Source organism: Saccharopolyspora terrae (assembly GCF_004348435.1).
In the GTDB taxonomy this organism is placed as follows: Bacteria; Actinomycetota; Actinomycetes; order Mycobacteriales; family Pseudonocardiaceae; genus Saccharopolyspora; species Saccharopolyspora endophytica.
In genome coordinates this window covers 110,042-130,298 of record NZ_SMKS01000007.1, presented here as the reverse complement: position 1 = coordinate 130,298, position 20,257 = coordinate 110,042, and the positions used below count along the sequence as shown (strand labels likewise).

At 70.5% G+C, this 20,257-nt stretch carries 22 protein-coding genes; 13 read left to right on the top strand and 9 right to left on the bottom strand.

Annotated features, from left to right (window positions below):
• The first annotated feature begins 49 nt into the window (after positions 1-49).
• The gene (locus E1181_RS07320; protein ID WP_132673184.1) at positions 50-913 is read left to right on the top strand and encodes an SDR family oxidoreductase; all 864 of its coding nucleotides are present in this window, start codon (positions 50-52) and stop codon (positions 911-913) included.
• Between the two features lie 97 nt (positions 914-1,010).
• Positions 1,011-2,795, top strand: coding sequence for a thiamine pyrophosphate-requiring protein (locus E1181_RS07315; protein ID WP_132673183.1), 1,785 nt, complete (start codon positions 1,011-1,013; stop codon positions 2,793-2,795).
• A 44-nt stretch (positions 2,796-2,839) separates the two neighbouring features.
• Here the strand turns inward: E1181_RS07315 and E1181_RS07310 are convergent, their stop codons facing one another.
• The 3 genes from E1181_RS07310 to E1181_RS07300 form a co-directional block, all read right to left on the bottom strand.
• Positions 2,840-3,034 (bottom strand): hypothetical protein, encoded by a 195-nt coding sequence (locus E1181_RS07310; protein WP_132673182.1) that lies wholly within the window; start codon positions 3,032-3,034, stop codon positions 2,840-2,842.
• 14 nt (positions 3,035-3,048) lie between these two features.
• Positions 3,049-3,279, bottom strand: coding sequence for a hypothetical protein (locus E1181_RS07305; RefSeq protein ID WP_132673181.1), 231 nt, complete (start codon positions 3,277-3,279; stop codon positions 3,049-3,051).
• Positions 3,280-3,380: 101 nt separating this feature from the next.
• Positions 3,381-4,355: a TIGR03557 family F420-dependent LLM class oxidoreductase gene (locus E1181_RS07300; protein WP_132673180.1), complete on the bottom strand. Its 975-nt coding sequence runs from the start codon at positions 4,353-4,355 to the stop codon at positions 3,381-3,383.
• Positions 4,356-4,504: 149 nt separating this feature from the next.
• Here E1181_RS07300 and E1181_RS07295 point away from each other — a divergent pair, with 149 nt between their 5' ends.
• Positions 4,505-6,529 (top strand): CocE/NonD family hydrolase, encoded by a 2,025-nt coding sequence (locus E1181_RS07295; protein ID WP_132673179.1) that lies wholly within the window; start codon positions 4,505-4,507, stop codon positions 6,527-6,529.
• Between the two features lie 58 nt (positions 6,530-6,587).
• On the opposite strand, the gene E1181_RS07290 is transcribed toward E1181_RS07295, so the two are convergent.
• Both E1181_RS07290 and E1181_RS07285 read right to left on the bottom strand, forming a co-directional pair.
• Entirely contained in the window at positions 6,588-6,776 is a 189-nt protein-coding gene (locus E1181_RS07290; protein ID WP_132673178.1) for a ubiquitin-like protein Pup, read from the bottom strand.
• Positions 6,777-6,848: 72 nt separating this feature from the next.
• Entirely contained in the window at positions 6,849-7,127 is a 279-nt protein-coding gene (locus E1181_RS07285; protein ID WP_132673177.1) for a WhiB family transcriptional regulator, read from the bottom strand.
• A gap of 120 nt (positions 7,128-7,247) precedes the next feature.
• Here E1181_RS07285 and E1181_RS07280 point away from each other — a divergent pair, with 120 nt between their 5' ends.
• On the top strand, positions 7,248-7,997 hold the full coding sequence (locus E1181_RS07280) for an alpha/beta fold hydrolase (RefSeq protein WP_165944541.1): 750 nt from the start codon (positions 7,248-7,250) through the stop codon (positions 7,995-7,997).
• Here the strand turns inward: E1181_RS07280 and E1181_RS07275 are convergent, their stop codons facing one another.
• Together E1181_RS07275 and E1181_RS07270 are read right to left on the bottom strand one after the other, a co-directional pair.
• Positions 7,998-8,462, bottom strand: coding sequence for an ATP-binding protein (locus tag E1181_RS07275; RefSeq protein ID WP_132673175.1), 465 nt, complete (start codon positions 8,460-8,462; stop codon positions 7,998-8,000).
• Positions 8,463-8,527: 65 nt separating this feature from the next.
• Positions 8,528-8,902: an STAS domain-containing protein gene (locus E1181_RS07270; RefSeq protein WP_165944540.1), complete on the bottom strand. Its 375-nt coding sequence runs from the start codon at positions 8,900-8,902 to the stop codon at positions 8,528-8,530.
• 69 nt (positions 8,903-8,971) lie between these two features.
• On the opposite strand from E1181_RS07270, the gene E1181_RS07265 reads away from it, so the two are divergent.
• Positions 8,972-10,186: a PP2C family protein-serine/threonine phosphatase gene (locus E1181_RS07265; RefSeq protein WP_132673173.1), complete on the top strand. Its 1,215-nt coding sequence runs from the start codon at positions 8,972-8,974 to the stop codon at positions 10,184-10,186.
• A gap of 74 nt (positions 10,187-10,260) precedes the next feature.
• Here E1181_RS07265 and E1181_RS07260 read toward each other — a convergent pair whose 3' ends face one another.
• Positions 10,261-10,458, bottom strand: a complete 198-nt coding sequence (locus tag E1181_RS07260) for a DUF2795 domain-containing protein (protein WP_132673172.1) — start codon at positions 10,456-10,458, stop codon at positions 10,261-10,263.
• Positions 10,459-10,526: 68 nt separating this feature from the next.
• Entirely contained in the window at positions 10,527-11,414 is an 888-nt protein-coding gene (locus tag E1181_RS07255; protein WP_235876573.1) for an alpha/beta hydrolase, read from the bottom strand.
• Between the two features lie 293 nt (positions 11,415-11,707).
• On the opposite strand from E1181_RS07255, the gene E1181_RS07250 reads away from it, so the two are divergent.
• Genes E1181_RS07250 through E1181_RS07215 form a run of 8 tightly spaced genes read left to right on the top strand, consistent with a single transcriptional unit; the run spans position 11,708 to position 20,134 of the window.
• Positions 11,708-12,496, top strand: a complete 789-nt coding sequence (locus tag E1181_RS07250; protein WP_132673170.1) for an MlaE family ABC transporter permease — start codon at positions 11,708-11,710, stop codon at positions 12,494-12,496.
• Positions 12,497-12,499: 3 nt separating this feature from the next.
• Positions 12,500-13,339, top strand: coding sequence for an MlaE family ABC transporter permease (locus tag E1181_RS07245; protein ID WP_235876572.1), 840 nt, complete (start codon positions 12,500-12,502; stop codon positions 13,337-13,339).
• Positions 13,336-14,658 carry an MCE family protein gene (locus tag E1181_RS07240; protein ID WP_132673169.1) on the top strand — a complete coding sequence of 441 codons (1,323 nt, stop codon included), beginning with the start codon at positions 13,336-13,338 and terminating at the stop codon, positions 14,656-14,658. The genes E1181_RS07245 and E1181_RS07240 overlap by 4 nt, the downstream gene beginning before the upstream one ends.
• On the top strand, positions 14,655-15,683 hold the full coding sequence (locus E1181_RS07235) for an MCE family protein (RefSeq protein WP_132673168.1): 1,029 nt from the start codon (positions 14,655-14,657) through the stop codon (positions 15,681-15,683). Before E1181_RS07240 ends, E1181_RS07235 begins: the two co-directional genes overlap by 4 nt.
• Complete coding sequence (locus E1181_RS07230; RefSeq protein WP_408009387.1) at positions 15,683-16,708, top strand: MCE family protein; 1,026 nt, start codon at positions 15,683-15,685, stop codon at positions 16,706-16,708. The genes E1181_RS07235 and E1181_RS07230 overlap by 1 nt, the downstream gene beginning before the upstream one ends.
• Complete coding sequence (locus E1181_RS07225) at positions 16,705-17,889, top strand: MCE family protein (protein WP_132673166.1); 1,185 nt, start codon at positions 16,705-16,707, stop codon at positions 17,887-17,889. The genes E1181_RS07230 and E1181_RS07225 overlap by 4 nt, the downstream gene beginning before the upstream one ends.
• A complete protein-coding gene (locus tag E1181_RS07220) occupies positions 17,889-19,031 on the top strand; it encodes an MCE family protein (protein WP_235876571.1) in 1,143 nt (380 codons plus the stop codon). The genes E1181_RS07225 and E1181_RS07220 overlap by 1 nt, the downstream gene beginning before the upstream one ends.
• A complete protein-coding gene (locus E1181_RS07215; protein WP_132673165.1) occupies positions 19,028-20,134 on the top strand; it encodes an MCE family protein in 1,107 nt (368 codons plus the stop codon). Before E1181_RS07220 ends, E1181_RS07215 begins: the two co-directional genes overlap by 4 nt.
• Positions 20,135-20,257: the final 123 nt, after the last annotated feature.

Below are 20,257 nucleotides of genomic sequence, written 5' to 3'. Positions count from 1 at the left end.
ACCCCGGGTATTCGCCTGGGCGCCGAGGACACCCGACGTGGAGGACGTCATGGAACAGCCACCCAGCGCGCCGGCCCAGCAGCAGACCCCGCCCGGCACCACCGAGCCGATGCGACCGCGCCCGCGCGACGAGATGCGCGACTACGTCGGTTCCGGGCACCTCGCGGGCAAGCGGGCGCTGGTGGTCGGCGGGGACTCCGGGATCGGGCGAGCCGTGTCGGTGGCCTTCGCCAAGGAAGGCGCCGACGTCGCGCTCGCCTACTTCGACACCTCGGAGGACGCCGACGCCGAGCGCACCGCCGAGCTGGTGCGCGAGCAAGGTCGCGCATGCCACCTGTTCCGCGGCGACGTCGCCGAGGAGAGCTTCTGCACGCGCCTGGTCGACGACGCCGCCGAACGGCTCGGCGGCCTGGACGTGCTGGTCAACCACGCCGGGACGCAGGCGGCGCAGGACGACCTGCGGTCGATCAGCACCGAGCAGTTCAAGCGGACCTTCGAGGTCAACGTCTTCGCGGTGTTCTGGTTGTGCAAGGCGGCGCTGCGGCACCTGCCCGAGGGCGGGGCGATCATCAACACCGGGTCGGTGAACGGGTTGCGCGGCAACAAGGACCTGATGGACTACTCGGCCAGCAAGGGCGCGGTGCACGTGCTGACGCAGTCGATCGCCCAGTCCCTGGCCGGTTCCGGTGTCCGCGTCAACTGCGTGGCGCCCGGTCCGGTGTGGACACCGCTGATCCCGGCGACGCTGCCGGAGGACAAGGTGGGGGGCTTCGGCGAGCAGACGCCCATGGGGCGCATGGGGCATCCCGACGAGATCGCGCCGTCCTACGTCTTCTTCGCCTCCGACCGCCTGTCCAGCTACTACACCGGCGAGGTGCTGGCACCGGTCGGCGGCGAGACCCACCCCGGCTGACCGCGCCCGAGGAGATCGATCAATCCCCGGTTGAGCGCGCGGACATCCGGGTAGGTGGGTGGGGACGACGCCAACACGGACGATCGGAGGGTGCGGCATGGCCGACACGGTGGCCGACTACCTGCTGCGACGACTGCGGACCTGGGGCGTGGAGCACGTCTTCGCCTACCCCGGCGACGGCATCAACGGGATCCTCGCCGCCTGGGAGCGGGCCGACGACGACCCGCGGTTCATCCAGGCCCGGCACGAGGAGCTCGCCGCGTTCGAAGCCGTGGGCTACGCGAAGTTCTCCGGGGAGGTGGGGGTCTGCGCGGCGACCGGCGGACCCGGCGCCATCCACCTGCTCAACGGCCTCTACGACGCCAAGCTCGACCACGTGCCCGTGGTGGCCGTCGTCGGGCAGCAGGCCAGCACCTCCCTCGGCGGGGCCTACCAGCAGGAGGTCGACCTCTCCTCGCTGTACAAGGACGTCGCCGAGTACGTGCAGTTCGTCTCCACCCCGCAGCAGCTGCCCAACGCGCTGGACCGCGCCATGCGCACCTCGTTCGCGCGCCGGACCGTCACGGCCCTGATCATCCCGAACGACGTGCAGGAGATGACCTACTCGCCGCCGACGCACGCGTTCAAGATGGTGCCCTCCAGCGTCGGGATCTCCGAGGCGGTCACCACGCCCGCGGAGGCGGACCTGGAGCGCGCCGCCGAGGTGCTCAACGCCGGCGAACGCGTGGCCATCATGGTCGGCCAGGGCGCCCGGAAGGCTGCGGGCGAGGTCACCGCCGTCGCCGACGTGCTCGGAGCCGGTGTGTCGAAGGCGTTGCTGGGCAAGGACGTGCTGCCGGACGACCTGCCGTGGGTCACCGGTGCGGCGGGACTGCTGGGGACGCGGCCGTCCTGGGAGCTGATGCGCGACTGCGACACCCTGCTGATGATCGGCGCGAGCTTCCCCTACAGCCAGTTCCTGCCCGAGTACGAGCAGGCCCGCGCGGTGCAGATCGACATCGATCCGACCATGATCGGCATGCGGTACCCGTTCGAGGTGAACCTGCTCGGCGATGCGAAGGCGACGCTGTCGGCCCTGCTGCCGCGCCTGCGCCGCAAGCAGGACCGCGCCTGGCGGGAGAAGGTCGAATCCGGTGTCCGGGACTGGTGGGAGGTGATGGAGCGCCGCGCCGGCGTCGACGCCGACCCGCTCAACCCGGAACGCGTGTTCCACGAGCTGTCACCGCAGTTGCCCGAGGACGCCATCATCACCGCCGACTCCGGTTCGGCGGCCAACTGGTACGCCCGGCACCTGCGCGTGCGCGGCCGCATGCGCTGCTCGCTGAGCGGGACGCTGGCGACCATGGGGCCGGGAGCCCCCTACGCCACCGGCGCGAAGTTCGCCCACCCGGACCGGCCGGTGATCGCGCTGGTCGGGGACGGGGCGATGCAGATGAACGGCATCAACGAGCTCATCACCATCGGGCAGTGCTGGCGCGAGTGGCAGGACCCGCGGGTGGTCGTGGGGGTGCTCAACAACGGCGACCTCAACCAGGTCACCTGGGAGATGCGGGCGCTCAACGGCGCTCCGCAGTTCCTTCCCTCGCAACGGCTCCCGGAGTTCGACTACGCGGAGTTCGCGCGCAGCGCGGGTTTCCGGGGCATCCGGGTCGCCGATCCGGGCAGCGTCGCCGACGCGTGGGCCGAAGCGCTGAGCAGCGACCGGCCCTGCCTGATCGACTTCGTCACCGACCCGGCCGTGCCACCGATCCCGCCGCAGGCGGACTGGAGCCAGGTCGAGTCGATGGCCGAGGCCATGCTCAAGGGCGACCCCGACGCGTGGTCGGTGGTCACCGAGGGCGTGAAGTCCAAGGCCCAGGAGTTCCTCCCGCGCCGTCGCTGACCCGGCACGACGAAGTGGCGCCCCGGTCTCCCGGGGCGCCACGATCACCGGTTCTTGCGCGGACCCCACTGCGGAGGAACCCGCGGACCCGTGTTGAGCAGCGAGTTCGCCCGGCCCAAGCGACGTCGCTGCTGTGCGTCGTCGGTGGCGGAAGCCTCGTTCTTCGGCTTCATCGGGTTGTGCTGCGCGACCTCGTCGCGCATTCGCTTGGTCACGTGACGGATGCGGGCACGGGTCATCGCTGGGATTCCTTTCAGCCGTTCTCGTACTGCAGTCGCTTCAGCAGCATCTGCTTGCCCTGCTCACCGGCCTTCAGGTTGTTGTCCTGAATGCGGTGCAGCCACTTGGCGAGTTCTTCGTCGCCCTGCGACTCGGCGTCCTTGACGTACTGGTCCAGCATCCACGCGTGGTGCAAGGACAGCTGCAACACGGTGATCAGGTTGTAGTTCTTGTCCTTCACCGGGCTGTCGGGTTCGCCGGTCATCGTTTCCTCCTCATCACGGGCATTCCGCTCGCATCCATCGGATTGACATCGTGGAGGGGCGTGAAACCCCGTGGAGGCAGTGGAATTCGCTCGAACTCGGTTCAGCTCGCCGCCGCGCGCAGAGCGGGCAGCAGCTTCTCCCGCGCGAAGCCGAAGAAGCCGGCGGGATCGGCGTCCACGCCGACCTGGACCAGGGCGATGTCGGTGAAACCCGCCTGCCAGTGCGACTGCACGGTCTTGACGATCGGATCGACGTCGGGGCCGCACGGGATGCCCGCGGTGACGTCGTCGATCCGCACGTGCTGGGTGGCGGCGGCGAAGCCGGCGGGCCCGGGCAGCTCGGCGTTGACCTTCCAACCACCCGCGAACCAGCGCAGCTGCTCCCAGGCGCGCCGGGCGGCGGCGTCGGCCGACGGGTCCCAGCAGATCGGCTGCTGGCCGTACTTGCGCTGGTCACCGCCGGTCGCGGAGTCCCAACCCCGGCAGAGCGAGGGTTCGGGCTGGACGGCGATCATCGCGTCGGACAACGGCGCGAAGCGCTGCACCGACTGGTCGCCGGACACGGCGGTGGCCACCGGCACCCGCTGCTCGGGCAGGTCCCACAGCTTCGCCGAGTCGACCCGGTAGTGCTCGCCGGTGAAGTTCACGTGGCCGCCGTCGAACAGCGAGGAGATGATCCGCAGCGCCTCGGTGAGCATCTCGTGGCGCACGTTGACCGGGGGCCAGCCCTGGCCGATGACGTGCTCGTTGAGGTTCTCCCCGGCACCCACGCCGAGCGTGAACCGGTCGTCGGAGAGCAACCCGATCGTCGCGGCCTTCTGCGCCACGACGGCCGGGTGGTAGCGCATGATCGGCGCGGTGACGAAGCTCAGCAGGTCCATCCGCTCGGTCATCTGCGTGACGGCCCCCAGCACGCTCCACGCGTAGGGGGAGTGGCCCTGCTCGTCCAGCCACGGCGAGTAGTGGTCGCTCATCACCGCGAAGTCGAACCCCGCGCGCTCCGCCGCGGCCGCCTGCCTGACCAGCTCGCGCGGCCCCGACTGCTCCGTCATCAGCGTGTACCCGAACCGAACCATGTTCCCCGCCCTCCGGTGCTCGCCAGTTCTGTCCGCGAGTAACCGCGCAGCGGTGCGGTGAAACGTGCGCGCGCCGGGGCATGGCCGCATCGGTTGGTGGGTAGTCAACGAGTGACGCCCGGGACAGTCGAGGCGAACGAGGAGGACGCGTGCGCGAGGTCGACGAGCTGCCCTGCGAGATCAAGCAGGAGGAGCACATCTGGATCCCGATGTCCGACGGCACCCGCTTGGCCGGACGCATCTGGCGGCCGGTCTCCTCCGACACCGAACCCGTCCCGGCGGTGCTGGAGTTCATCCCCTACCGGCTGCGGGACCTCACGTCCTTGCGCGACTCCATCCACCACCCGTACCTGGCCGGGCACGGCTACGCGTGCGCCCGCGTGGATCTGCGCGGCAGCGGCGACTCCGACGGGATCCTCGCCGACGAGTACCTGGAGCAGGAGCTCGCCGACGCCGAGGAGGTGCTGGCCTGGCTGGCGGAACAACCGTGGTGCACCGGGCGGACCGGCATGATGGGCATCTCCTGGGGCGGATTCAACGCCCTGCAGGTGGCGGCCAGGAGACCGCCGAGCCTGGGGGCGATCGCGGCGGTGTGCTGCGCCGACGACCGCTACGCCGACGACGTGCACTACATGGGCGGATGTCTGCTCAGCGACAACCTGTCCTGGGCGAGCACGATGTTCGCCTACACCTCCTGCCCGCCCGACCCGGAGGTCGTGGGCGACCGCTGGGAGGAGATGTGGCGCGAACGCATGGAGGAGAGCGGCCTGTGGATCGACACCTGGCTGCGCCACCAGCGTCGCGACGACTACTGGCGGCACGGCTCGATCTGCGAGGACTTCTCCGCGGTCGAGTGCCCGGTGCTGGCGGTGAGCGGCTGGGCCGACGGCTACTCCAACGCCGTGTTCCGGCTGATGCAGAACCTCGACGCGCCGCGCCGCGGGCTGATCGGGCCGTGGTCGCACAAGTACCCGCACCTCGGGCGACCGGGTCCCGCGATCGGCTTCCTGCAGGAGCTGGTGCGCTGGTGGGACCACTGGCTCAAGGGCATCGACAACGGAGCGATGGACGGCCCGATGCTGTGCACCTGGATGCAGGAGAGCATGCCGCCGTCCACCAGCTACGAGGAGCGCCACGGTCGCTGGGTCGGCGAGCCGTCGTGGCCGTCGCCGCACGTGCGCCGCACCCGGTTCCCGCTGGGGCAGAACAGGATCGAGCGCCCGGGGGAGGAGCGCGACGCGCGGCCGCTGACGGTCGCCTCTCCGCTGTCGGTCGGGCAGTACGCCGGGAAGTGGTGCTCCTACAACGCACCCCCGGACCTGCCCTACGACCAGCGCGAGGAGGACGGCGGGTCGCTGGTGTTCGACACCGAACCGCTGACCGAGCGTTCCGAGATCCTGGGGGGACCGCTGCTGGACGTGTGCGTGGAGGTGGACCGGCCGGTGGCGATGCTGGCCGCGCGGCTCTCCGACGTCAGCCCGACCGGGCAGGCCACGCGCGTGACCTACGGCCTGCTCAACCTCACCCACCGCGACGGGCACGACGACCCGAAACCGCTGGAACCCGGTGTGCGGTACCAGGTTCGGGTCCGGTTGAACGGTGTGGCGCAGGCCTTCCCGGAGGGCCACCGCATCCGGCTGGCGCTGTCCACTTCGTACTGGCCGCTGGCGTGGCCGCCGCCGGAACCGGTGCGGCTGACCGTGCATCCGGCCGACAGCGAGCTGGAACTGCCCATCCGGCCGGCGGACGAGGCCGATGAGCTGCCCACGCCGCTGTTCGGCGAACCCGAGGGAGCACCACCGGCGCCCGCGAAGCAGATCACCCCGGGGGAGCAGCAGTGGCAGGTCAGCAGGGACCTGGCCGACTACAGCTCGTCGCTGGAGGTGATCAAGGACTTGGGGCTGGCCCACTTCGACGACATCGACTTGGACGTCCGCCGGCGCGCGACCGAGCTCTACAGCTGGGTCGGGGAGGACTTCGACTCGGTGCGCGGGGACATCGAGTGGACGATGGGCTTCACCCGCGGCGACTGGTCGGTGCGCACCAGCACCCGCACGGCGCTCACGTCCACGGCCACCGAGTTCCGGTTGCACGCCGAACTCGACGCCTACCTGGGCGGGGAGCGGGTGTTCTCCAAGAACTGGGACCGCCGCATCCCGCGCGACCACGTGTGAGCGACGAAAAGCGTTGCCGCGCCGGGGAGATCGTCCTCCCGGCGCGGCAACGCGGTTCTCATTGGCCGTTCTTCTGCACGTAGCCCCGGACGAAGTCCTGCGGGTTGTCCTCGAGGACGTCGTCGATGTCGTCGAGCAGTTCGTCGGTGTCCTCGTCGAGCTGCTCGCGGCGCTGTTGGCCGGACGTCGTCGGTTCCGGGGCGTCCTCGTCGTCGTCCGGGGGTCTGCGGGTCCTGTCCTGGTGCATGTGGACCTCCACGGTCGGCGGGCTCGCCCGCTTCAGCGATACCCGTTGCGGTGGAAGGCGAATCCCCCGCGCTCAGCTCGCCTTCCGGAGCAGGCTGCGGCGCTCCTGCTCGCCGAGGCCGCCCCACACGCCGTAGGGCTCGTGGGACCTCAGCGCGTGCTCGCGGCACTGGGCGATGACCGGGCAACGTCGGCAGACGGCCTTGGCCTGGCGCTCCCGCTGGGCTCGGCGCTCGCCGCGTTCGTTGTCCGGGTGGAAGAACCGAGCGGTCCTGAGATCCCGGCACGCGGCGCGCAGCTGCCAGTGCCAGGAGTCGCTGTTGGGTTTCGGAAGGCGCTCCGTGGCGGTCATTCGCACCTCCGTGCTGCAGAGGTTGATCATTCGGTCGATCATCGGATTACCCGAAGGACGCTCGATTCACACATGGCAGGGCCCGGTTCGGACCGAGCGTTTTCGGGTAGCCCCGAGCTGATGCAGCGCACCAGGACCGAATTGGACCGCCCGGACCTGTCCGAGGCCGGCGTCGTGGCGTGGCACGTCGAGGGCCCGGGCCCTCCGCTGGTGTGCGTGCACGGCGCCGGGGTCTCCAGCCGAGAACTGCTGCCGTTCGTGTCAGGACGTGCCGGTGTGCGCGAGACGTGGGCGGTGGACCTGCCCGGCTTCGGGTCCAGCCGCCGTTCCGGGCGCCCGCTCGGGCTCCACGACCTGGCGCAGGCCCTGGACGTGTGGCGGCAGCAGGTGGGATTGCCGGAGGTGAACCTGCTCGGGTGTTCTTTCGGGTGCCAGATCGCCGTCGAGGCGGCGCTGCTGGCCCCGAAGCACGTGCGCGGGCTCGTGCTGGTCGGTCCGACCAGCGATCCGCGCGCCCGCACCTGGCAGGGGCAGGTGCGCAGGTGGTTGCGCAACGCCCGCTGCGAACCGCGCCGGCTCGCGCCGCTGACCTTCCGCGACTACCGGGAAGCCGGGCTCCGCCGCGTGGTGACCAGCTTCGCCGAGTCGATCCACGACCACGTCGAGGACAAGCTGCCCCGGGTCGGTGCGCCCGCGCTGGTCGTGCGCGGCGAGCACGACGCGCTGGTGCCGCAGGACTGGGCGCAGCGGGTCACCCGGCTGCTGCCGGAAGCGCGCCTGCTGGTCTGGCCCGGCGCGGCGCACATGGTGCCGTTCGCGGCGCCCGAGGCCCTGGGGAGCGCGGTCGAGGACTTCCTCGTCGCCGCGTGACTAACCGGAGGCGTCCGCGGCGGACAGGTCGCCGTCGGAGAGTTGGCGCCGGACTTCCCACCGCATCCGCACCCGCGTGCCCTTCTCCCCGGCGGACACGACCGCTTCGTCGGCCAGCCGGCGGATGAGCGGGAGGCCGCGCCTGCGCTCCTGGCCGCTGTCGCGCGGCGAGCGCCACGCCCCGTGGTCGGTGACCGTCACCTCGACGCCGTGATCGAGGAACGCGGCCTCCACGTCGAGTGGGCCCGGGGCACCGCCGTAGGCGTGTTCCACCGCGTTCGCCATGGCCTCGTAGGTCGCCAGCGCCAGCGCGCCGGCGAGGCTGTCACCGAGCCCGGCGGAGCGGGCCCACTCGTCCAGTTCGTCGCGCAGCACAGGCAAGCTGCCGGCGGAGGCCGGGATGCCGTGGCGGCGCAGGGTCTCCACGGCTCCGGGCTCCGGCCCGCTTGACTGAGCGGGTGCCATAGGTCGCTTCCTAACGGTTCTCGGACAACCGAGGTTCAGCTCCTAGGTTCGGCGACTGGGAGCTCTCACAAACCCGGTGCACCGGACAGTGCGTCTTCGCGGTCGGCGTACACGTCGAACTCCTGGTCCAGGCCCATGAGCTGGATCGGGCGCAGCGTGGCGGCGTTGGCTGCGACGACCCGGAACCGGGTGCCCACCGCTTCCGCGTCGCGGTGTGCGCGCACCAGCACGGCCAGTCCAGCCGACGACAGGAACGTGACGTCCATGAGGTCGAGCACCAGGACGTCGGGCTTGTCGGCGAGTGCCTGGTTGAGCACCGATTCGAGTTGTGGTGAGTTGACCAGTTCGACTTCGCCGGTCGCGGTGACGAAGAGCGTGCGGCCCGACCACTCGGCCACCGCGCCGAACGGCGTCGGACTCTCGTTGATGTCGGAAGCCATGAACCCATGATGGGACCGGTGAGCTTCGTTGGCAAAGACCCTCGGCAGCGCGGCGGTTATGCTGAACGCATGCATGCTTCCGCGGGACCTTCCGCCGAGGAGCGTTTGCGACGCATCGAACTGGTCACGGACACCTCGTTGGCTCACCTGGACGTCAACGAGCTGCTGCGCGAGATCCTGGCGCGGGTGCGCGACGTCCTCGGTGTGGACATGGCGACGGCCATGCTGCTGGATCCGGGCGGTGAGGAGCTGATCGCGACCGCCTCAGTGGGCATCGAGGACGAGGTCCGGCAGGGCGTCCGGATCCCGGTGGGCAACGATTTCGCCGCCGCCGTGCTCAACTCCGAGCGAGCCGTCGTGTTCGACCGGGTCGACGCCGACGTACTCATCAGCACGCCGTTGCAGCAGAAGGGGGTACGATCGCTCGTCGGGGCCCCGATGGTCGCGGGCGGGGACACGCTGGGCGTGCTGTGCGTCGGCGCGTTCGGCGAGCACGGGTTCACCGACCAGGACGCCGGTCTGGTGCGCATCGCCGCTGACCGCATCGCCTCGGTCTCGAAGGTCGGTTCTTCGCGCGCGGAACGCATCGCGGCGACCGTGCTGCAGCACAGCCTGCTGCCGAGCCGCTTGCCGTCCGTTCCCGGTGTGTCGATGGACGGCCGCTACATCGCCGGCGCCGACCACGGCATCGGCGGTGACTGGTACGACGTGTTCGAACTGCCCTCCGGCCGGGTCGGCATCGTGATCGGCGACGTCGTGGGCCACGGTCTGCTGGCCGCAGTCGTGATGGGCAGGCTGCGCAGCGCGCTGCGCGCGTACGCCCTCGACGACGAGGACCCGGCCCGCGTGCTGCACAAGCTCGACCGCAAGGTCACCCACTTCGAGCCGGACGCGATGGCCACCGTCTCCTACGCGCTCTACGACCCGGACACGGCGCGGCTGGAGCTCTCGCTGGCCGGGCACCTGCCACCCGTGCTCGCGCTGCCCGACGATGGCGGTGACCTCGTCAAGGCGCCGGTGGACCCGCCCGTCGGGGTGGAGGTGTCGCGGCGCGAGCGACGCACCACCACCGTTGAGCTGCCGGAGCACTCGGTGCTGTGCTTCTACACCGACGGCCTCATCGAGCGCCGCCAGCAGTCCATCGACGTCGGGATGAACTCGCTGTGCGAGGCGATCGAGTGCGCGCCCGCCCACGAGGTCTGCACCACCGTCACGAACCGCCTGGTGACCGCGGCGTCCGCCGGGGACGACGTCACGCTGCTTGTCCTGAGCCGCCACGGCTAGAACGTGTACGGGAGACCACGGAGGCGCTCAGGTTCCGCTACCCGCACCGCCCCGGAATGCAACTCCTCAACGGCCTAGCTTCCCAGCGCGACCTCGTCGTTGACCTCCTCCTGGTTCTCGTAGGTGCGGTCGGGGACGATGCGCAGCGCGCGCAGCACCTCGCCGTCCACGCCCTGCTGCTCGGCGATGTGCACCAGTTCCCGCTTGCTGACCGGGTAGTGCACCTCCCGCAGGAACGGCTGCACGCGGTCCGGGTCCGGAGGATGGGTCATGACGGCTCACCTCGTCTTCGGCGTGTCCGGGCAGGCTCTGGGTGGTGGTTTCCCCGAAACCGGACCCTTCAATCACCGACGAGCGCCGCAATCCGATCGGTCGCGTGCCTGGCCTCCGGCAGGGATTGCAGCATCCAGCCGTGGAACATCCCGAGGTATTCCTCGTAGTCGAGGTCGGCGCCGGTCGCGCGGACCCGATCGCGCAGCCGTCGCGAGTCGGTCAGCAGCACGTCGCGGGTCCCGGTGAACACGCTGATCGGCGCCAGCCCCGACAGGTCGCCGAACAGCGGGCTCACCCGCGGATCGCGCAGGTCGAGGCCGTCGGCGTAGAGCCGGGCGGCTTCCCGCAACCCCGGCCCGCTGAGGAACGGGTCGTGCGGCTCGCGCTCGGTGATGCCCGGATCGGTCGTGGTGAGATCCAACCAGGGCGCGAACAGCACCAGACGTCGTGGCTGCGTCCGGCCGTGGTGCCTGATCCGCTGGGCCACGAACAGGCTCAGCCCGCCGCCCGCGGAGTCGCCCATGATGATCTGGTCCTCGGCCGGGAGGTCGCCGAGGAACCGCTGGTAGGTCTCCCAGATCATCGCCAGCGTCTCGTCGTAGGCGTGCGCGGGGGCCAGCGGGTAGATCGGCACGGTGACCACCGAACCGGTCGAGTCGATCAGCCGGGCCAGGAACCTCCAGTGCGCCAGCTCGACCTGGTGCACGTAGGCGCCTCCGTGCAGGTAGAGGATGTGCTGCGAGTTCTCCGGCTCGTGGGGGTGCAAGGTGTAGCAGCGGTGCCCGAGCACGTCGGACTCCACGACGTCGAAGCGCCGGTGCACCCAGCTGGGCACCTGCACGCTCTCGGCTTGATGGCTCTCCGCGCTGTCCCGCAACTTCCCGGGATCGGCGAAGACCTGCTTGCGTCGCGTCACCCAGTACTTCGCGATGACGGCCCGAGCCTGCCAGCTCACCACCGGCGAACCTCCCCTCGTGCTCCAACCGACCTCCGCTCGGGGAGTACCCGCTCTGCACCGGCCAAACCGGGGCCGGACGGGAAGGTGGACGGGGTTGTTCCACTTGGGACCGTGGATGCCGTTGGGGTGGAACGAATTCCGCGAACCCGGATATGTCTATCGCTCCCGGGGCGGGTTCGGGTTACGGGTGATGTGCACCAGTGTGGGGGAATCGCGGGGCAGAGTGCCCCTGGTTGCGAGGTGTGTGGCTGATCACTCTGGATGCCCTGTCGAGACCTCGGGGAGCCGCGATGGGTGTTGGAGTGGCGCGACCGGCCGGTACCGGTCCGCTCAGCGAGACCGGACGGCTGTTCCTGCACGCCGTGGACGTGGCGAGGGCGGTGTTCGCCCGGCCGTTCCAGTGGCGCGAGTTCGTCCAGCAGTCCTGGTTCGTCGCCAGCGTGACCATCGTGCCCACCGCTCTGGTGTCGATCCCGTTCGGGGCGGTGATCGCGCTGCAGCTCGGCTCGCTGACCAAGCAGATCGGCGCCCAGTCGTTCACCGGCGCTTCCAGCGTGCTGGCCATCATCCAGCAGGCCAGCCCGCTGATCACCGCGCTGCTCATCGCCGGGGCCGGCGGCTCGGCGATCTGCGCCGACCTGGGCGCGCGCACCATCCGCGACGAGATCGCCGCGATGGAAACCCTGGGCGTCTCACCGATCCACCGGCTGGTCGTGCCGCGCGTGCTCGCGGCGATGCTGGTGGCCACCCTGCTCAACGGCGTGGTCAGCGTGGTCGGCGTCCTCGGCGGCTACTTCTTCAACGTCATCATGCAGGGCGGCACTCCCGGCGCCTACATGGCCAGCTTCAACGGCCTCGCCCAGCTGCCCGACCTGTGGATCGGCGAGATCAAGGCGGTGATCTTCGGGTTCATCGCCGGGGTGGTCGCCGCGCACCGCGGGCTCAACCCGGCACCGGGGCCGAAAGGCGTTGGGGACGCGGTGAACCAGGCCGTGGTCATCTCGTTCATGCTGCTGTTCCTGGTGAACGTGGTGCTCACCGCGATCTACCTGCAGCTCGTCCCGGCGAAGGGGATGTGAGCCGTGGTCGTGGCGACCGGCAGGGTCCGGCGGCTGATCAACGCCCCGCTGCGGGTGCTCGACACCTCCGGTGACCAGGCGATGTTCTACCTGCGCGCCATCGCGTGGGCTCCGCGCACGCTGCGCTGCTACTCCAAGGAGGTGCTGCGGCTGCTGGCCGAGGTGACCTTCGGCAGCGGTGCGCTGGCGGTGCTCGGCGGCACGATCGGCGTGATGGTGGGCATGACGCTGTTCACCGGCACCGTCGTCGGGATGCAGGGCTACACCGCTCTCAACCAGCTCGGCACGGCCAGCTTCACCGGGTTCGTCTCGGCCTACTTCAACACCCGCGAGGTCGCGCCGCTGGTGGCGGGCCTGGCGTTGTCGGCGACCGTCGGCTGCGGGTTCACCGCGCAGCTGGGCGCGATGCGCATCTCCGAGGAGATCGACGCGCTGGAGGTCATGGCCGTGCGCAGCGTGCCGTTCCTGGTGACCACCCGGGTGCTGGCCGGGATCGGCGCGGTGATCCCGCTGTACGTGATCGGGCTGATGTCGTCCTACCTGGCGTCGAGGGTGATCACGGTCTACTTCTACGGCCAGTCGGCGGGCACCTACGACCACTACTTCCACCTGTTCCTGCCGCCGGAGGACGTGCTGTTCTCCTTCGGCAAGGTGCTGCTGTTCAGCCTGATGATCATCCTGGTGCACTGCTACTACGGCTTCCGCGCTTCCGGCGGCCCCGCCGGGGTCGGCAGCGCGGTGGGCCGGGCCGTGCGCACCGCGATCATCGCGCTCAACGTGCTGGACTTCTTCCTCAGCCTCGCCATCTGGGGCGCCACCACGACCGTCCGGATCGCCGGATGAGGGCGGGCGAGCGGGCCGAGGTGGTGCGCCGCCGCGTGGTCGGGGCGGTGTTCATCAGCGTGATCGTGCTGTTCCTGGCCTCGACGGTCGCGGTGTACCAGAAGGCGTTCACGCCGGTGGTCGACGTGCTGCTGCGAACCGACCGCGTCGGGAACCAGCTGCAACCGCCCTCGGACGTCAAGGTGCGCGGCCTGGTGGTCGGCGAGGTGCGGGAGGTCCGCGCGACCGCCTCCGGAGCCGAGCTGGACCTGGCGCTGCACCCGGACAAGGCGCACCTCATCCCGGCCGGGGTCACCGCGCGGCTGCTGCCCAAGACCCTCTTCGGCGAGCGCTACGTCAGCCTCGTCCCGCCGCCCGAGCCCTCCCGCGAGTCGCTGCGCGACGACGCCGTCATCGAGCAGGACCGCAGCGAGGCGTCGATCGAGCTGGAGAAGGTGCTCAGCGACCTGATGCCGGTGCTGCAGGCCGTCCGGCCCGACAAGCTCGCCACCACGCTCAACACCGTCTCGATGGCGCTGGACGGACGAGGCGAGCAGCTCGGCGAGACGCTGGTGGCCACCAACCGCTACCTGGAGCAGTTCAACCCGGCGCTGCCCGAGCTCAAGGGCAACATCCAGGCGCTCGCCGACGTCGCGCACCTCTACGCCGAGACCACGCCGGAGCTGACGCAGGCGCTGCGCGACCTGGCGGTCAACCACCGGACCGTCGCCGACAACCGCGCGGGCCTCGACCGGCTCTACCGCACGGTGACGACCGGAGCCGGGGACCTCGACGGATTCCTGCGCGCCAACAAGGAGAACATCATCGGCCTCAACGCGGCCAGCCGCGAGCACCTGCGGCTGCTGGCGCGGTACTCGCCCGAATACCCCTGCCTGTTCGACGATCTCGCCGATGCCGTGCCCCGCCTCGACCAGGTCGCGGGCAAGGGCACCGACACCCCGGGCGTGATCCGCCTGCGAGTGCAGATCAGCGACAGCGCCGACAAGTACCTGCCCGGCCACGACGAACCCAGCTGGCAGGACCGGCGCGGCCCCCGCTGCTACGACCAGGTCCCGATGCCCGCCGACCTGCCCGGCGGCGGACCGCCGCGCGACGGCTCGACGCACCCGCCGCAGCGCGAGCAGCGCACACCACCGGCCTCGACCAGCCCGAGCTCGTTCACCGGGACCGCGGGCTCGATGCAGCACTCACCGGCCGAGCAGCGCCTCATCGCGGCCCTGCTGTCACCGGCGACCAGGCTGCGCCCGGACGAGGTTCCGGCGTGGAGCACGTTGCTGGTCGGACCGCTGTACCGAGGAGCGGAGGTGCAGGTGCGATGAGGTCGATCACGCCGTCGTTGACCAAGCTCGTCGCGTTCATCGCGGTGACCCTGCTGGCCACCGGGCTGCTCGGGGTCACCATCGCCAACACCAGCTTCGGCCCCACCACGGGGTATTCGGCCCGCTTCACCGACGTCACCGGGCTCAACGAGGGCGATGACGTGCGCATCGCCGGGGTCAAGGTCGGCCAGGTCCGCTCGATCGAGATCGCCGAGAAGCGGCAGGCACACGTGGAGTTCACGCTCTTCGGCGACCGCGCGCTGCCCGCCTCGACCACCGCGTCGATCAAGTACCGCAACCTCGTCGGACAGCGCTACCTCGCCGTCGAGAGAGGTGAGGGCTCCGGGGCGATGCTGCCGGAGGACTCGACGATACCGATCGAGCGCACCCGGCCGGCGCTGAACCTCACGGTGCTGTTCAACGGTTTCAAGCCGCTGCTGCAGGCGCTCTCACCCGAGGACGTCAACAAGCTGTCGCACGCGATCATCCAGACCCTGCAAGGGGAGGGCGGCACCGTGCAGAGCCTGCTGGCGCACATCGGCTCCCTGACCCAGACCCTGGCCTCCCGGGATCAGGTGATCGGTGACGTCATCACCAACCTCAACGACGTCCTCGGCACCGTCAACAGCCGCAACGCCGAGCTCGACGAGGTGCTGGTGCAGACCCAGCAGGTCGTCTCGGGCCTGGCCGCCGACCGGGAGCAGATCGGCTCGGCAGTGGAAGGGATCGGCCAGGTCAACGAGGCGACCGCCGGGCTGCTCGCCGAGGGCAGGCAGCCGCTGCGCGAGAGCATCGCGCACCTGGGCGTGCTCTCGCACCACCTCGACAACCACCGGCCGCTGGTGGAGCGTTTCGCCGCGGGCCTGCCCAACAAGCTCAACACCATCAACCGCACCGCCAGCTACGGGTCGTGGTTCAACTACTTCCTGTGCCGCAGCTCCGGGCAGGTGCGCATCTCCAGCCTCGGCGTGGCCGCACCGCTGCCCGCGACGTCCCCCGAGCAGATGCCCGAGAGGTGCAGATGATCGAGCGGCTCAAACGGCGCGACCCGGCCGCCGCCGGGGTGGTGGGCCTGGTGCTGATCACCGCGCTCTCGCTGCTGGCGTTCTACTTCGAGGACTTGCCGGTGGTCGGCGGCACCACCTACCGCGCGCAGTTCACCGAGGCGGCCGGGCTCAAACCCGACGACGAGGTCCGCATCGCCGGGGTCAAGGCCGGCGAGGTGACCTCGATGTCGTTGCGCGGCAAGCACGTCGAGGTCGCCTTCCGCGTCGACGACGCCTGGGTCGGCGACCGCACCACCGCCTCCATCGAGATCAAGACCCTGCTCGGCCAGAAGTACCTGTCGCTGGACCCGCAGGGCGATCGCGAACAGGACTCCGCCGCAACGATTCCCGCCGACCGCACCCGCTCGCCCTACGACGTCACCGAAGCCTTCCAGGACCTGGGCCGCACCTCCGGCGAGGTCGACACCGCCGCGCTGGCGCTGAGCTTCCAGACCATGGCCGACACCTTCCGCGGCACCCCGGCGCACGTCGGCGAGGCGCTGCGCGGGCTTTCGGCGTTCTCCCAGGTCATCTCCAGCCGCGATCAGCAGCTCAAGCAGCTGCTGAGCAACACCCGGCAGGTCAGCCAGGTGCTCGGCGACCGCGACGAGGTCTTCGCGAAGCTGTTGGCCGACGGCAACCTGCTGATGGAGGAGATCCGCTTCCGGCGCGAAGCGATCAGCACGCTGCTGCGCAGCACCCGGCAGCTCTCCGAGCAGCTGCGCGGGCTCGTCGCCGACAACCACGCCCAGCTGCGACCTGCGCTGACCACGCTGGAGCGGGTCACCGAGGTGCTGCACCGCAACCAGGACAACCTCGACCGGGGTCTGCAGAACCTCGCGCCGTTCGCGAGGTACTTCAGCAACACGGTCGGCAACGGGCGCTGGTTCGACAGCTACGTGTGCGGCCAGGTCCCGCCGATGCTGCACGCCGGCCCGGTGACGTCCAACGACGAAGGCTGCCGCCCACCGATCGCGGGCGGCGCCGGGGGAGGTCCGCGATGAGCAAGCGCGCTGTGGCCATCGTCCTCGCGACCGCGATGCTGATCACCGGCGGTGCGTGGTGGGCCGTGTCGCTGGCCGCGCGCACCTCCGTGACCGCCCACTTCGGCGCCACCGTCGGGCTGTTCCCCGGCTCGGACGTGCGCGTGCTGGGCATGCGGGTCGGTTCGGTGACCGAGGTCGTCCCGGAGGGCACCCGGGTGCGGGTCGAGATGCGCATCGACGACGGCACGCCGATCCCGGCCGACGCCAAGGCCGTCGCGGTCGCGCCGAGCCTGGTCAGCGACCGGTACGTGCAGTTCACACCGGTCTACGAAGGCGGACCGGAGCTGGCCGACGGCGCCGTGATCCCGCGCGAGCGGACCGCGACGCCGCTGGAGCTCGACGAGATCAACCGCAACACCGACCGCACGATGCGGATGCTGGGACCGGACGGGGCGAACGAGGAGGGCGCGCTGTCGGACTTCCTCGACGTGCAGGCCGCCAACCTGGGCGGGCACGGCGCGGAGCTCAACGACATGCTGCACCGGTTGAGCCAGGCGACGAGCACGCTCTCGGGGTCCAAGGAGGACATGTTCGCCACCGTCGACAACCTGCAGCTGTTCAACCGCACGCTCGCCGACAGCGACCAGCAGGTGCGCCGGTTCAACACCCAGCTGTCCGACACCGCCGCGTTCCTGGCCGCCGAACGCGGCGAACTCGGCGCGGCGCTGCGGGAACTCGGGCCCGCGCTGTCGGAGACCGCCGGGTTCATCCGCGACAACCGCGCCGTGCTGCGGACCAACGTCGACCACCTCCAAGCGGTGACGCAGGTGCTCGTCGACCAGAAGGCGGCGCTGGAGGAGGTCACCGACCTCGCACCGCTGGGGCTGTCGAACCTCGCCAACACCTACGACGCCTCCACCGGCTCCACCCGCACCCGCGGCAACATCAACGAGCTGACCCACCCGCCGATCGTCATCGTCTGCAAGCTGCTGCGGCAGTCGCCCCCGGAGCGCCCGGTGCCGCCCGTGCTCGCCGACGCCTGCGAGCGCATCGAACCGGTCGTCACCGGAGCGGTCCCGCTGCCCTCCCCGGCCGAGGCGATCACCTCGCTGGAGCACGGACGCGCACCGGACATCCCGCTCCCGCTGGTCGACGCCATGCGCGACACCGGCACACCGCACCCGGGAGGTGGTCGCTGATGCGGATCGCGGTGGCGCTGCTGAGCTTCCTGCTGGTCGCCGGATGCGGCCAGCACGGGTTCACCGGCCTGTACAACGCGCCGCTGCCCGGCGGCGCCGACCTCGGCGACGACCCGTACCGGGTCACCGCGCAGCTCGCCGACGTGCTGGACCTGGTGCCGCAGGCCAGCGTGAAGGTCAACGACGTCGCCGTGGGCCGCGTCTCCGGCATCCGGCTCGCCCCGGACGGCTGGACCGCCGAGGTCACCCTGGAGATCAACCGCGACGTGCGGCTGCCGGCGAGCGCGATCGCCCAGCTGCGCCAGTCCAGCCTCCTCGGCGAGAAGTACGTCCAGCTCGACGGTTCCGCGACGGACGGGCAAGCGCTGCTGTCCGACGGCGACCGCATCCCGCTGTCGCGCACGAACCGGCACCCGCAGGTCGAGGAGGTGCTGGGGGCGCTGTCGATGCTGCTCAACGGCGGCGGCATCGGCCAGCTCCAGCACATCAACCAGGAACTCGGCGCCGCCCTGTCCGGCAACGAGGCCGACATCCGCTCGCTGCACCGGAACCTGGAGGTCTTCACCCGGGAGCTCGACGGCCAGCGCGACGAGATCACCCGCGCCATCGACGGGCTCAACCGGCTCGCCACCTCGCTGGTCGGGCAGAAGCACGACATCGCCTTCGCGCTGGACAACCTCGGCCCAGGCCTGAAGGTCATCAACGAGCAACGGGGGCAGCTGGTCACCATGCTCCAGCAGATGGACCGGCTCTCCGAGGTCGCCGTGGAAACGACCGAGCGCAGCCAGCAGGACACCGTGGAGAACCTGCGGTCGCTGAGCCCGATCCTGCAGAAGCTGGCGGAAGCGGGCGAGGACCTCCCCAAATCGCTGGAAATCCTGGTCACCTTCCCGTTCACCGACTACACGGTGAACGCGATCAAGGGCGACTACACCAACCTGGACCTGCAGCTGGACCTCGACCTGAGCACCATCGTCGACAACGTGCTGCAGGGACGCCCGCCGCCCACCGGCGGCGCCGGGCCCGGCGAGCTCCCGCTCCCGCTCCCGCTGCCCGGACCGGCACCCGCGCCCGCACCTGCCGCGCCGCCACCGCCGCGACCGGGCGGACCGTTCGACGCAGTGCTCGGAGGTGTCCGGTGATCTCGAAGCGGGTCAAGCTGCAGATCGGGGCGTTCGTGCTGATCGCCCTGGTCGGCATCACCTACGTCGGCGCCACCTACGCCGGGCTGGACCGGCTGGTGTCCTCCCGCGGGTACACCACCATCGCCCGGTTCCGCGACTCCGGCGGCATCTTCACCAACGCCGAGGTCACCTACCGAGGACTGCCCATCGGCCGGGTCGGACCGCTGCGGCTGACGCCGGAGGGCGTCGACGTGTCGCTGGAGATCGAGGACAGCGCACCGAAGATCCCGGCCGACACCGACGCCGTGGTCACCAACCGGTCGGCGGTGGGGGAGCAGTACGTCGACCTCCGCCCCCGATCCGACGGCGGTCCGCATCTCGGGGAGGGCTCGGTGATCACCAGCGATCGCACCTCGATCCCGGTGCCGCCGGAGGACCTGCTGGCCAACCTGGACCGCACGGTGCGCAGCATCCCGATCGGCTCGCTGCAGACCGTGGTCACCGAACTGGACCTGGCGTTCACCGGCCTCAACGGACCGCTCGGCACGCTGCTCGACACCTCCAACGCCTACACCCGGCACGCCACCGACCACCTGCCGCAGACGTTGGACCTGATCTCCAGCGGCCGGAGGGTGCTGGAGACGCAGCGGGAGCAGGGCGCCGAGATCGCCTCCTTCAGCCGGGACCTCCACCTGTTCGCCGGGCAGCTGCGCGCCTCCGACCCCGACCTGCGCCGCGTCATCGGCGCAGCACCGGACGCCGCCGAGCAGGTCAGCGGGCTGCTGCGGGAATCCGGGCCGCAGCTCGGCGGGCTGTTCTCGAACCTGCTGACCACCGCCAACGTCTACCGCACCCGGCTCGACGGCGTGGAGCAGCTGCTGGTCACCTACCCGAGCCTCGCGCAGGGCACCAAGACCACCGTCCCCGGCGACGGGAGAGCCCGGTTCGGCCTGGTCCTCAACAGCTTCGACCCGTTCGTCTGCACCCGGGGCTACCAGAGCACCCACCAGCGAGCGGGCACCGACCTCGCCGAAGTCCCCGCCAACCTGCGAGCCCACTGCGCGGAACCCCCGGGCAGCCCCATCAACGTCCGAGGCTCCCAACACGAATCACCCCGCTAGGGGCTGTCGAGGAAGTGCTGTGCTCGGCGGCGCGGGTAGCAGAACCCGCAGCGGTGCGAGCTGAGTCCCACACCTGGAACAGCAGCTCCGCCGCACTCCTCACGAGCTCCCGTCACCGGCACT